Genomic DNA, 13,657 nt, shown 5'->3' with positions numbered 1-13,657 from the left:
TTTTGAGACCGGATTCACGCATAATGAACGGTGAAAGGTAGGTTAAATTATGCATTTCGATCAGGCATTACACCTTTTGCAACAGCTCGGTCCATCGATGGAGCAAAAGGGATTGCGGATCGCGACGCGCTTCTATGACTCGCTTGAGGCGACGTACGAAGAAGAACTGCGCGCGCTTCGGGAAGCGGGGGCTCAGGACGGGACTCGCGCATTACGGATTTTACGCCTGAGTCAATTATTGAACCAGATTACAAACCAGCATGAATCGAGTGAACTGTTTAAATTGATTTTACTGAATGAAATCGATCAAACAAAATCGTTTCTGTTGACGTACCCGGATATTATCAGTCGTGAAATCCTTCAAGCCATCCAGATTGAATATGCTCTTGAAGAAAGTTCCCCTTTGTTACAAGCCTGGGCGATTGTGCACCATCAACTTGTTGATACGTGCCGTCATTTTTGTAAGTATAGACATACGGAAAATTGGCGCCAACAAGATATTTTGTTGATTGCGGAAGAACATCATCTTGGAGCTGTCATCGATGAAGCACGACATGCGCTACTTAGTGGTCGAAAAACGACCTTATTGCATGTGTCTGCTGAGGAACTAGCGGAACGCATGTTAGCAAATGTTCTATCGTTGACGACGAAAGGAATGGTTGTGCATCATATCCGTCAGGAAGGTTGGGAACAACAGATGCACGAGTTTTTAACGATGATCACCGTCAATGATCCGATCGTCTTTGTCAGCGGATCAACGAATTTTATTGAAGAAATTCAGCAACGACTGGATCCGTTACCGGTCCTGTTCGGTCCGTTCGTAGCGGCAAATCAATTACCATCTTAACGAGAAAAGCGACGTGTAACGCTCTGACAGAAATCGGGGCGCTACACATCGCTTTTTTTACTTTAAGCAGATTTTGTTAACCGTTTCGCTCGTTGAATTGAACGATCAAGCGCAAGATAGACCCCACCCGACACACAGCAGAGCAATCCGATGAACGCTAAAGCGAAGTCACCTTTTCCTGAATCGAGGAACAGGGACCCGAGAAGTGGTGCGGTGACACCACCGATCAACCACTGCAGACTCGCAGCACCGTTATACGTACCTCGTAGATGTTCCGGTGCAATCAAAGCGATGAATGTCATCTGGACAGGTGACATGATCATCTCACCAAGCGTATAGAATGCATAGATTGCAAGTAAGATCGTCACGAGCACGACATAGTCAGTTCCAAGTGAGAACAGATAAGACGGCACGAACGCGAGGAAAATCATGCCGATGCCGAAGATCGAGGCGCCGAGCAACATGACTTTTCCGAATGCCTTACCTGACAAACGAGCCGCAATCGGGAATTGGAATAAGACGACCATGATCCCGTTCAGTGCCATCAAATAAGGGAACGGATTTTGCTTCGTTGGTAAACCTGGCAATGCTTCCTTCAAGAAGACCGGTAACATGCTCTCAACAAGAGCGAAGCCCATTGAAATGAAGACACCCGCACCGATAAAGATCAGGAAGACGTGGTCCTTCCGTAATACGGTGAGTGGAGAGACTTTGACTTCGTCTGTTTTTTCGATATAGTCCGGTTTCGTCTCCTCGATGAAGAAATAGAGAACGAGTCCGTATAGGAAAAAGACGAAAGCAGCAGAGTAGAAGATGAGTGAACGATCGACGAATAGGACGGCACTTCCGAGAAGTGGACCGAATGCTGCTCCGACGTTATGACCCATCCGAAGCAGACCGAACGATTCGTTCAACCGCTCCGGTGGTGTGACGTCAGCGACCATCGCGCTTGCCGCTGGGTGGAACAGTGAACTCGATAAACCGAGCAGTGCATTCAAAGCAAGCAGCGGTCCGAATGAATCGGCGAACGAGAAACCAATCAAAGCGATGACGTCACCGATGATCGAGATGACCATCAGTGGTTTTCGACCGAACTTATCGGCGAAGTGACCACCAAGGACAGCTCCGACGAGTGACATGATCGGTCCGGTCGCCATGATGACACCGACTAAGAAGTAGGAATCGAGTCGATCCGCGTAATAGAGAACTAAAAATGGTGCAATCATGAACATCATGATTCCGGTGATCGTTTCCCCGACGAACCGGATCCAGATGTTGCGATCAAGCTGTTTGAGTGCGTTAAACATAGTGAAAACCCCTTATATTCCGTTTTTAGACAATAGAAAAGACGGATACGCACAAATATGGGCATACCCGTCCAAATATAAGAGGGCAGCATGTACGTATACGCATACGCACACCCTGCTTAATTAAAAATTAAACGATTGGGTGACGTACAGTTGTAGCCGATACAAAGACAGTGTGGACAGATGTCCGGGCTTGATGGAATACCATTGTACGTCTCCTCCTTCTGTAATAGTGAACTTCCTAGTCATCGTAATGAAGAAAGTGTCAAATTGTCAACTTTTAATCTGAAAATTGAGTCAATGAAGTGAAATGGACGAGACCTTGAAAATTCGGTATGATAGACTAGTTGCGAAAAAAGATTGATCGGACATTTGAATATATCGGTGAAAGGAACTACCATACATGACAAACATTCTACAAACGGAAGTCGAAAAACGTCGGATTTTCGGCATCATTTCCCACCCGGATGCGGGTAAGACGACATTAACTGAAAAATTCCTCCTGCACGGAGGAGCAATCCGTGAGGCAGGTTCTGTCAAAGCACGGAAAAACTCGAAATTCGCGAAATCCGACTGGATGGAAATCGAAAAACAACGCGGAATCTCCGTAACATCTTCGGTCATGCAATTCGAATACGATAAAAAAATCGTTTCCATCATGGATACACCAGGTCACTCAGACTTCGGTGAAGATACGTACCGGATCCTGACAGCTGTTGACTCAGCAATCATGGTCATCGATGCGGCAAAAGGGATCGAGTCGCAAACGAAAAAACTTTTCCAAGTTTGTCGGATGCGCGGTATTCCAATCTTTACGTTCATCAACAAGATGGATCGTCAAGCGCGTGACCCACTCGAATTGATGGAAGAACTCGAAGAAGTTCTTGGCATCCCATCGGTTGCTGTGACGTGGCCAGCTGGATCAGGTCAACAGTTCGAAGGTGTCTACGACCGTGTCAAAGAACAATTCCATTGCTTCAAGAACGATCGTAAGACGATCGAACTTGGGGAAGAAGGTCTAGCGAACGAAGAACTCGCGACAACAATCAACTCGGAAATGTACGAGACATTGATGGACGAAGTCGACTTACTCGACGGCGCAGGTAACGAATACAATGAAGAATTGATTGCAAAAGGCGAACTGACTCCGGTCTTCTTCGGATCAGCCCTCGTCGATTTCGGTGTTACACCGCTCCTCGAGCATTACTTGAACCTGTCTCCTTCACCGACACCACGTGAGTCGAACAAAGGGAAGGTCGAACCTGCTCAAGAATTCTTCAGTGGTTTCGTCTTCAAAATTCAAGCGAACATGAACCCGAACCACCGCGACCGTATTGCTTTCGTCCGGATTTGTACGGGTAAGTTTGATCGTGGGATGGACGTCGTCTTGACACGGACAGGTAAGAAAATGAAACTGTCACAGTCAACTCAATTCATGGCGGATGAGCGTGAAACGGTCAACGAAGCGTTTGCAGGAGACGTCATTGGATTATACGATTCAGGTAACTATCAAATCGGTGATACGATCACGAACGGTGATCCATCACTGCAATACGAAGCACTCCCAACATTCGCACCGGAGCTCTTCTTAAAGGTCTATACGAAAAACGCCTTGAAGTCGAAACAGTTCCAAAAAGGTGTCGAGCAGCTCGCGCAAGAAGGAGCGATCCAAGTCTACAAGACGGAATACAACGAAATCATTCTCGGAGCCATCGGGCAACTCCAATTCGAAGTCTTCGAGCACCGGCTCAAAGGTGAGTATGGCGTTGATATCTTGAAGGATGCTGCGAACTTCCAAGTCGCAAAATGGATTAAACCGGCAGAAGTCGCTGCTGTCAAACAATTGACGGATTCACGGACAGTTCTTGTGTATGACCGCTGGGAAAATGCTGTATTGCTATTTGCGAACGATTTCGTCTACGAGCGATTCGTTCAGAAAAACGAGGGAACGATCACATTGGTCGATTCACCACAACAACTTTAATTTTTTCACGGACTACTTTTCGAAGTGGTCCGTTTTTTCGTTCTTGAAATCTCGTTTGATGACAATCGAACAAGGGTAAAAATAGAGCGTGTTTGAATTCATATGAAAAAGGAAGGTGTCATGTGATGGCGAAACGGTTTGTTGGAATCTATCAGGATCAATCGAGTCTAGAACGAAAAATTGAGGATTTGAAACAACAGGGGCATCATGATTCGGACTTTTCTGTAGTGGGTCGAGATGACGCAGCAGACGAAGCATCAGGTGCAAGCTGGATCGATCAAGTCAAATCAAAGTTCTCTAAAGAACCACCGCTTCGTGAGACGTTAAAACGTGTCGGGCATTCAGATGATGAGGCAGAACGGCATTACGCGGAAGTTGAGCGCGGCGGTCTTGCATTGTTCGTCAAGGATCGAAATCACGACCATGATCATGACCATGAGCATCATCATAACCATGACCACGATCATCGGCACGATGACAATAAAGTCGAAAATCCAGGGAACAACGCCTATGAATCCAATCATCGTGAGGACGGTGAGAAGAGCGACCGGGCGAAATGGAAAGCCGACGATATCGACTAATACCTAGAAGTGAAGACACCGCTTTCGGTGAACTTCACTTTTTTTCGCACCTTGAGTCGTAGGGCGAGATGTGTGAGGAATCGAGGTGCTATACTGAGAGCATCGAAGAGGTGATAAGACATGAAAAAAGTAGTGACAGCTTTAGCAGGAATCGGTCTTGCAAGTGCGTGGTTCATCAACCGGTACCCTGTGTTCGGTAAACGCCCAAGCCGAGCGGATCGACGTAGTTTTGAACGGTCAGATCGTTTTATCGACGGGAAATTCAAAAATGAGACGGATTTCCAGTTGAAGATGGAATGGGAATCGATGAAAAGTATTTTAAAGGACTACGGAAGAAACATTCCGAATCTACGTCCTGTCAAAGCATTGCCAACGCTTCCGTATCAACGACGGCAAGACGATAGCGAAGCACCACGTGTCACATGGTTTGGACATTCAGCGTTTTTACTCGAACTTGACGGGCAAACGATTTTCTTTGACCCGATGCTCGGTCGCGCCCCGTCACCATTCCCAAAACTAGGTGGGGGACGTTTTCAAACGACGCAAACGGTTGACCTCGAACGTCTTCCATTGATCGATGTTGTCGTCTATTCACATGATCATTATGATCATCTTGACTATCCGTCGCTCCTCGCCTTGAAAAATCGAGTCGGTCGCTTCATCGTGCCGCTCGGTGTTGGTAGTCGTCTGCGTGGATGGGGCGTATCAGCAGATCGGATCACGGAACTCGACTGGCATGAGTCGACGCAAGTTGGCGGTATTACACTGACGGCAGCTCCGTCACGTCATTATTCCGGTCGAAATGGTCTCGATCAGTTTTCAACACTTTGGGCGTCATGGGTCATCGAAGGTTCACAAAAAGTCTTCTTTAGTGGCGACAGCGGATACGGTCCGCACTTCAAAGCGATTGGTGAACAATATGGTCCGTTTGATCTGACGATGATGGAATGTGGTCAGTATGATGTTCGGTGGTCGAATTCGCATATGTTACCGGAACAAACGGTTCAAGCGCACCGCGATGTCAAAGGACGGGTCTTGATGCCGATTCACTGGTCCGCTTTTATCCTCGCGTTTCACGCTTGGTTCGAACCGGTCGAACGGTTATTGAAAGAAGCAAAACGCGATGAGATTCCTGTTTTGACACCGATGATTGGGGAGAGTGTGACACCAGGGAGCACGACACGGAAATGGTGGCGCGAGGTGCGTTGAGGGAGTTTTTTGTTTTTAATTGAAGATGAGGATATAAAAATAGCCTTTCCGACATGCTCCGGAAAGGCTATTTTTTAGTTCAATTTAATTCAAATGATTAGCTCGCTAATCGATCCGCTTGTTTTGCGCGACGGGAACGCACTTTTTCGATGATTTCGAAACCGAGCACAAGCATTGTTCCGACGAGTAGTCCATTACTGAGGAACGGACGAAGCGTCAACGGCAGGACTTCTGCGATGACGGTTGATTGTAACAAGATACTGATGCCGATGACGGAACTGATCGCAAACGCGTGACGGCGTCGACTATTTTCCATGTTACTTTCCGCTGACTGCCAGGCAATCAGGAACATGTGCGGCAATGTCGCAAGCAACGCGGCACTCGCGACGCTACGTGGTAATGTCGCAATGATCCCGATCAAGCTTGGGAAGAAACCGATCAGCGCGATGACGAGTGAGGCAATCAAGAACGGACGACGTTTCCGGCTACCGGTTTGCGCGATGAATCCACTCGTGATCGGTAAAGGAACCGGTACGAGCGTCGAGAACGTAGCAGCAAGTAGGTGAATGACACCTTCGATCGATAACCCTTGGTGCAAGCGTCCTTGTTTTTGAAGCGTCGCTTCGACGGCACTTAAGGCAGCAATCAAGTTGACAACGAGTAAGATCGCGAACGGAATCGCGACAAGAAATGCACTGCCGTCAAACTGCGGCCACCCGAATGGTAACGCTTGTGGTGGTGCGAATAAATTAGACGACGCAGGAAGCGATGGACGGCTAACGAGCCAACCGACGAGAATTCCGATCATTAAGGCAAATGGGCGCAAGCGACTCGGACCAAATTGGCTGAGTCCGAGAACGAGCAAGAACGTGATGATCCCGGCGAGACGTGTTGCTTCAACAGCAAGTACGGCACCGAGCATGACACCTGTTAATTGAATACATAATAAGAGCAAAAATGTTCCGCTGACGAGCGGTGTGAAGACAGGTAATAAGTATTTCGTCCATCCTGTTAAACCAAGGATGATGAGGACAACACCAGCAATGACGACAGCTGCCATTGCAATCGTAAAGGCTGTTTTTGAATCGACCGGTAAGGCGGCGATGACGACGAAAATACTGACCCATGATCCGGCAGGTCCCGATACGATCGGAAGCCGGTGGCCGAAAGCGCCATGTAGGAAACAGGCAATCCCGCCTACAAAGAACGACCGTTGTACAAGGGCAGCTGTTTCGACTGAGGAGAGGTCGAACAGACTGGCGACGACGATTGGTAACGCAATCGTGTTCGCGAGTAAAAAGACGATCCACTGGAAGGTAGAAGTCGTTTGTTTCATGAAAAAGCTCCTTTCGTTAACTTCAGATATTCCTGCATCATAGCATATGATTGATGTTATGATTCATATATCTTTATACACGAAAACATATGAAAGAGATGATGAATATGGATTTACGGCAGTATCGCTATTTTTGTGCGGTCTTTGAGGAACAGTCCGTTACGCGAGCAGCAGAGCGCTTACGGATGGCACAACCTGCCTTAACCCAGCAGATTCGACGAATGGAAGAAGAGCTCGGGGTTCGCCTCGTCGAACGAGCAGGGCGCGGGATCCGGATTACACCAAGCGGCAGTCGTTTGTATGAGCGGGCGGTCTCCTTGCTACAGTTTGAGCAGGAGACACGGATGGAGGTGAGTGACATTGAAGCCGGGCGGACAGGAATTTTGCGGATTGGTGTTAACACGTTATCAGCTAGTCGTTTAGTCGAATGGATTGAACTGATGAAGCGGCGACATCCCGGTATCATCTTACAAGTTCACCAAGGAGAATCCAGTGCACTCATCGAACGGTTGAAGGAGCGGTCACTTGATGCAGCATTTGTTCGTCTCCCGATTGATGCGCAAGGGATCTCGATCGAATGGATGGAGGAAGAACCATTTCATCAAGTGTGGCACCCTGATCATCCGACCGCAGATATCATCATTCCAAGTCAAGAAGGGCTCGGTGTCTTTCAGACATTAAGTCAACGGTTAGGCGTCGTGTCGCAAGAGACATGTTCCGACGTTTTGACGCTGATCGGACTCGTACGCAGTGGACAAGCTGTAACCGTCTTACCGGAAAGTACATTGCGGGAACTAGATATGACAGGACTACACCAGACATACCTGTCAGGTGCATCAAGTACGACGGCTTTCGTCTGGTTAACGGAGACGGGACCGACGACACTGACGAAACAATTCATTGAAATCATGCAAGAAACAGCAGAATGATCAATGGATAGGAAAGAAAGGATAAATCACATGAAAACAATTCAAGGTACTTACGGAGAAGCCAAAATCTTCACAGATAACGTTGACGATCTGACGATTAAGCAAGTCTCCACCATGTTAAACGAACAATTCGCGACAGACAGTCATGTCCGGATCATGCCGGATTGTCACGCTGGAAAAGGATCCGTCATCGGAACGACGATGCATGTGACGGACGAGGTCGTACCGAACCTCGTCGGTGTCGACATTGGTTGTGGCATGTTATGTACACGACTCGTTGAACAGGGACCGATCGACTATGCGAAACTGGATGCAACGATTCAGCGTCTTGTTCCAAGTGGCATGTCAGTGCGGCAGCAAGCCCATCCATTGTCTGAACAGGTACTGTTTAATGAAGTACTTGCTCCGTTCAACGAGACACGCGCACGATTATCGATCGGTACGCTCGGTGGAGGGAATCACTTCATTGAACTGAATCAGGATGCAGCAGGGCAATTGTATCTCGTGATTCATTCTGGCAGTCGCAATCTTGGTAAGACAATTGCTGAACATTATCAAGCAGAAGCGGAAACGACGCGTTTCCAGTTTGACGCGGACCAAGTGATCGCGGAATTAAAGCAACAGGGGCTCGAGTCAGATATTCAGGAGATTTTACAACAACTGAAGGAACAACGAGCTTCGTTTAATAAAGACTTAGCATCTGTTTCCGGCGAAGCGATGGAACGTTATTTACATGATTTACAGATTGCGCAACGCTACGCGGCACTAAATCGACAAGCGATGACCGAGGTCATTTTCGAAGCGATGGGATGGACGGTAGCAGATCAGTTCGATACGATCCACAACTATATCGATCTCGAGGCGATGATTCTACGAAAAGGTGCCATCTCTGCGAAAGTAGGCGAGCGGGCAATCATTCCGATGAACATGCGCGATGGCTCCTTGATCGTCGTCGGAAAAGGAAATCCCGATTGGAACTACTCCGCGCCACACGGTGCAGGGCGTATCATGTCGCGATCAAAAGCATTTAAAACGGTTGAACTAGAGGCGTTCGAAAAGACAATGACCGATGTCTGGTCGAGTTCTGTCGTTGCATCGACACGTGACGAATCACCGTTCGTCTACAAACCGATGGACGAAATCATTCGCAACACGAAAGAGACAGTCGACGTTGTCGACATCATTAAACCACTATACAATTTTAAGGCGAAGTGAAGTAGTTCGTCATAGGAGGATGTTCAATGAAACGGAGAGGAAGAATGTTGATTCTGGTTTCGAGTGTGATTTTATTCGCTGGGTGCACAGATGAGGCAGCCACGACAAAGTCGAAAGCAGAGATCAAAACAGCTACTCATACGAGTCAAAAGATAGACGAGAAGCGACATCAAGTGTTGACGCATGAGCAGTATGAAAAATTGTTTGAACACATGAATCAGCACGTAAAGATAAATCATTTCCAGTTGAAAGCGAGCACGGTAGGAGACGATTTCACGGTTGTAGATCGAGCATTAAGTTTCGGTAAGAGACGCTGGTTAACTGTTGATGGAACAATCGACAGTGGATCAACACAAGAGTCACTTTATTTTGAAAACAAGAACCAAGACACACAAGTATCGGTTCACTTCGCTTATACAGATCAATACATAGGAAATGATATGCTTCAGTATCAATCAAATGACGAAAATAAGGAACTCAATCAAGAGCTGTCAAATCGATCCGATCTCATCATGATCAGCTTTAAGAACATCATCATAACCGTACAACAACATTCTTTAAATAAAGTCGATCCTGATACGACGCAACGAGTAGCTCAACAGATGATTGATGAATTAGAGAACTATCATCACTAATACTTCTGAGGACGTTTTGATCTTAGAGTATTTAATGGCACAAAAAAACGTTCTCGTATAGAACGAGAACGCGAAGCTGATAAATCTACTTTGATTAGACGGCACCATCCGGCAACGTCTCACCTGACCGGCGAATCGTCGCGCCGAGTTCAGCGGCAATGGCATTGACAGCTTCCGAATCTTCATTAACTTCACTGATGAGGATAACACCGTAATGGTCGGGATTGATCTGATTCAGCGTTCGATTGAACAAATCAAACGATTCCCGTTCGTTCTTCTCATCTCGATTCGCACCAATCAAATAGCCAGCGACAGAACCGACGAGCATACCGAACGGACCACCGACGACACCAATCGCCATACCGATAAGAGAACCTTTAAAGGATTGATCTTGTTGCGTGAAGTCGATTGCATCGATGAAAGAGAATCCTTCCGCTTCGTCCCGTTTCGCAAGAACCATCTGATCCATTTCGATTTCCTTGATTGCCTCAAGGTCTTTAATCATTGCAAAGCCAGTTTTTGCTTGTTCTAAATCGCTAAAAATGATTGTCGTAATGACGTGCGTTGCATCGCTTTTATATTTCGCCATAATAAACGCCTCCACAAGAATCGGATATCGTACTACACTTTTTAAGTACCCTGAACATTCTAAATGGAAACGCCTGACTGTAAATATGAGAAAATCTGCACAACAGAATAATTTTCTAATATTGGCAATAAGTAAAACTTATCGAAAGTCTTTTGTTCTTTCAAATTGTAACCGAATCCATATTATACTATGATAGAACTGTACAAGTAAGCGGTATCAGGGGCTTGATGTCGTGAACACTTAAAGGGGGAATCACCATGAAGCAAACAGATGTGTCGCAAGATGTCTTTGGCGCACGCCGTTCGTTTGAAGCAAACGGTAAGAATTATCAGTACTACAGTCTTGAAAAATTGGAAGAACTCGGATTGACGGAAGTCAAACGTCTTCCATATTCGATTCGTGTCCTACTCGAGTCAGTACTTCGTCAACAAGATGGTCGTTCGATTACACGTGAACACGTCGAGAACTTGGCGAAATGGGGAACAGCTCAAGTTTCGAACGATGTCGATGTTCCGTTCAAACCGTCACGCGTTATCCTGCAAGACTTCACAGGTGTTCCAACGGTCGTTGACCTCGCATCACTTCGTAAAGCCATGCAAGATCTCGGTGGAGACCCATCGGTCATCAACCCAGAAGTACCAGTCGACCTCGTCGTTGACCACTCGGTTCAAGTCGATGCATACGGTTTTGCTGGTGCACTTGCAGAAAACATAGATCTCGAATTTGAGCGTAACGAAGAGCGTTACAAATTACTTCGCTGGGCGACTTCGGCATTCGATAACTACCGTGCCGTACCACCTGCAACAGGAATCGTCCACCAAGTTAACCTCGAGTACTTGGCATCTGTCGTCCTTGAAAAGGAAACAGCAGACGGTACAGTTGATGTGTATCCAGACACACTCGTCGGAACGGATTCACATACGACGATGATCAACGGTCTCGGCGTCCTCGGTTGGGGTGTCGGTGGGATCGAAGCGGAAGCGGGCATGCTCGGACAGCCGTCATTCTTCCCAGTACCTGAAGTCATCGGTGTACGCATCACAGGTGAGATGCACCCAGGAACGACAGCAACAGACGTCGCCCTTCGCGTGACAGAAATGCTCCGTCAAGAGAACGTCGTCGGTAAATTCGTCGAGTTCTTCGGTCCATCACTCCATTTGATGTCACTATCTGACCGGGCAACAATCGCAAACATGGCGCCAGAATACGGTGCAACATGTGGATTCTTCCCAGTTGATACAGAAACATTGACGTACCTTCGTTTGACAGGTCGCGATGAAGAATTGATCGAAAAAGTCGAGAACTACTCGAAAGCAAACGGTTTGTTCTACACGCCACAAAACGAAGATCCAACATTCACGAAAACAGTCGAACTTGATCTTTCAACAATCGTTCCTGCCCTTGCTGGACCAAAACGTCCACAAGACCGGATCGATTTGACGGATGTGCATACATCATTCAAAAAAGCGTTGACGGCTCCACAAGGAAACGCTGGATTCGGATTAGCGGAAGAAGAAGCGAACAAAGTCGCTGTCGTTCAGTTCGAAGACGAAGCAGTTGAAATGCGTACAGGTGACGTTGCAATCGCTGCGATCACGAGCTGTACGAACACATCAAATCCATATGTCATGATCGGTGCGGGACTCGTCGCGAAAAAAGCGATCGAACTCGGTCTTTCAGTTCCGAAATACGTCAAGACATCACTTGCGCCAGGATCGAAAGTCGTTACGGATTACCTCGAGAAATCAGGACTCCAAACGTACCTTGACGAACTCGGCTTCAACACGGTCGGTTACGGCTGTACGACATGTATCGGGAACTCTGGTCCACTCGACCGCGCAGTCGAAGACGCGATCCTCGGTTCAGACTTACTCGTTTCGTCTGTCCTCTCAGGAAACCGTAATTTTGAAGGTCGTGTACACCCGCTCGTCAAAGCGAACTACTTGGCTTCACCGCCACTCGTCGTCGCTTATGCGCTTGCAGGAACGGTCGACGTCGATATCATGAACGCATCACTCGGAACAGGCAAAGACGGACAAGAAGTCTTCTTCGCTGACATCTGGCCTTCGCGTGATGAGATCCAAACGATCATCAACACAGTCGTCACACCAGAAAGCTTCCGTGCAGAATACGATTCAGTCTTCACAGGAAACGAACGCTGGAACAACCTTGACGTGCCAACAGGCGATCAGTATGACTTCGACGGTGAGTCGACATACATCCAAAACCCACCGTTCTTCGAGAACCTCGCGAAGGAAGCGGGTCAAGTCGAAGCACTCAACGGACTCCGTGTCTTCGGTAAGTTCGCTGATTCGGTCACGACTGACCATATCTCACCAGCTGGTTCATTCTCGAAAACGACGCCAGCCGGTCAATATCTCGTCAACAAAGGGGTTGCACCAAAAGACTTCAACTCATACGGCTCACGTCGTGGTAACCACGAAATCATGATGCGCGGAACGTTCGCGAACATCCGAATCCGTAACCAAGTAGCACCAGGTACTGAAGGTGGCTTCACGACGTACTGGCCAACAGGCGAAACGATGGCGATGTACGATGCTGCGATGAAGTACAAAGAAGATGGCACAGGTCTCGTCATCCTCGCTGGTAAAGATTACGGGATGGGTTCTTCACGTGACTGGGCAGCAAAAGGAACGAACTTACTCGGCGTTAAAGCCGTCATCGCGGAGAGCTTCGAGCGGATTCACCGTTCAAACCTCGTCATGATGGGTGTTCTTCCACTTCAATACGTGGCAGGCACGACAGCTGAAACACTTGGTCTAACAGGTGAAGAAGCAATCAGTATCGCAATCGATGAGTCTGTTCGTCCACGTGACATCGTCAAAGTCACAGCAACTGCGGCAGACGGAAAAGTCACTGAATTCGAAGCAATCGCTCGTTTTGATTCAGAAGTCGACATCGATTACTACCGTCACGGCGGGATCTTACCAATGGTCCTTCGTGAGCGTCTCCAACAAGCATAAGATGATGAATCAAAGGTGGGGGAAACCCCACCTTTTTTGAC

General features: G+C 47.5%; 11 protein-coding genes. 8 read left to right on the top strand and 3 right to left on the bottom strand.

What is annotated here, in order from left to right:
• The first annotated feature begins 49 nt into the window (after window positions 1-49).
• Window positions 50-847, top strand: coding sequence for a hypothetical protein (locus tag ACV3PA_RS12900; protein WP_456125023.1), 798 nt, complete (start codon window positions 50-52; stop codon window positions 845-847).
• A 62-nt stretch (window positions 848-909) separates the two neighbouring features.
• Here ACV3PA_RS12900 and ACV3PA_RS12895 read toward each other — a convergent pair whose 3' ends face one another.
• The gene (locus tag ACV3PA_RS12895; RefSeq protein ID WP_053452980.1) at window positions 910-2,154 is read right to left on the bottom strand and encodes an MDR family MFS transporter; all 1,245 of its coding nucleotides are present in this window, start codon (window positions 2,152-2,154) and stop codon (window positions 910-912) included.
• 403 nt (window positions 2,155-2,557) lie between these two features.
• On the opposite strand from ACV3PA_RS12895, the gene ACV3PA_RS12890 reads away from it, so the two are divergent.
• The 3 genes from ACV3PA_RS12890 (at window position 2,558) to ACV3PA_RS12880 (ending at window position 5,928) form a co-directional block, all read left to right on the top strand.
• Entirely contained in the window at window positions 2,558-4,138 is a 1,581-nt protein-coding gene (locus ACV3PA_RS12890) for a peptide chain release factor 3 (RefSeq protein ID WP_456125022.1), read from the top strand.
• Between the two features lie 125 nt (window positions 4,139-4,263).
• Window positions 4,264-4,719, top strand: a complete 456-nt coding sequence (locus tag ACV3PA_RS12885; protein ID WP_053452982.1) for a YflT domain-containing protein — start codon at window positions 4,264-4,266, stop codon at window positions 4,717-4,719.
• 120 nt (window positions 4,720-4,839) lie between these two features.
• Window positions 4,840-5,928 carry an MBL fold metallo-hydrolase gene (locus ACV3PA_RS12880; protein ID WP_053452983.1) on the top strand — a complete coding sequence of 363 codons (1,089 nt, stop codon included), beginning with the start codon at window positions 4,840-4,842 and terminating at the stop codon, window positions 5,926-5,928.
• 97 nt (window positions 5,929-6,025) lie between these two features.
• Here ACV3PA_RS12880 and ACV3PA_RS12875 read toward each other — a convergent pair whose 3' ends face one another.
• Window positions 6,026-7,264, bottom strand: a complete 1,239-nt coding sequence (locus tag ACV3PA_RS12875; protein ID WP_456125021.1) for a purine/pyrimidine permease — start codon at window positions 7,262-7,264, stop codon at window positions 6,026-6,028.
• A gap of 107 nt (window positions 7,265-7,371) precedes the next feature.
• Between ACV3PA_RS12875 and ACV3PA_RS12870 the strand changes: the two genes are divergently transcribed.
• Genes ACV3PA_RS12870 through ACV3PA_RS12860 form a run of 3 tightly spaced genes read left to right on the top strand, consistent with a single transcriptional unit; the run spans window position 7,372 to window position 10,043 of the window.
• A complete protein-coding gene (locus ACV3PA_RS12870; RefSeq protein ID WP_053452985.1) occupies window positions 7,372-8,193 on the top strand; it encodes a LysR family transcriptional regulator in 822 nt (273 codons plus the stop codon).
• A 30-nt stretch (window positions 8,194-8,223) separates the two neighbouring features.
• A complete protein-coding gene (locus ACV3PA_RS12865; protein WP_456125020.1) occupies window positions 8,224-9,408 on the top strand; it encodes an RtcB family protein in 1,185 nt (394 codons plus the stop codon).
• Window positions 9,409-9,434: 26 nt separating this feature from the next.
• The gene (locus ACV3PA_RS12860; protein ID WP_456125019.1) at window positions 9,435-10,043 is read left to right on the top strand and encodes a hypothetical protein; all 609 of its coding nucleotides are present in this window, start codon (window positions 9,435-9,437) and stop codon (window positions 10,041-10,043) included.
• 94 nt (window positions 10,044-10,137) lie between these two features.
• Here the strand turns inward: ACV3PA_RS12860 and ACV3PA_RS12855 are convergent, their stop codons facing one another.
• Window positions 10,138-10,632, bottom strand: coding sequence for a hypothetical protein (locus ACV3PA_RS12855; protein WP_053452988.1), 495 nt, complete (start codon window positions 10,630-10,632; stop codon window positions 10,138-10,140).
• Window positions 10,633-10,889: 257 nt separating this feature from the next.
• Here ACV3PA_RS12855 and acnA point away from each other — a divergent pair, with 257 nt between their 5' ends.
• Window positions 10,890-13,616, top strand: a complete 2,727-nt coding sequence (acnA, locus tag ACV3PA_RS12850; protein ID WP_456125018.1) for an aconitate hydratase AcnA — start codon at window positions 10,890-10,892, stop codon at window positions 13,614-13,616.
• The last annotated feature ends 41 nt before the right edge of the window (window positions 13,617-13,657 follow it).

This window comes from Exiguobacterium sp. EA-TM-5, from assembly GCF_053878415.1.
This window is presented reverse-complemented; position numbering and strand designations above follow the sequence as displayed.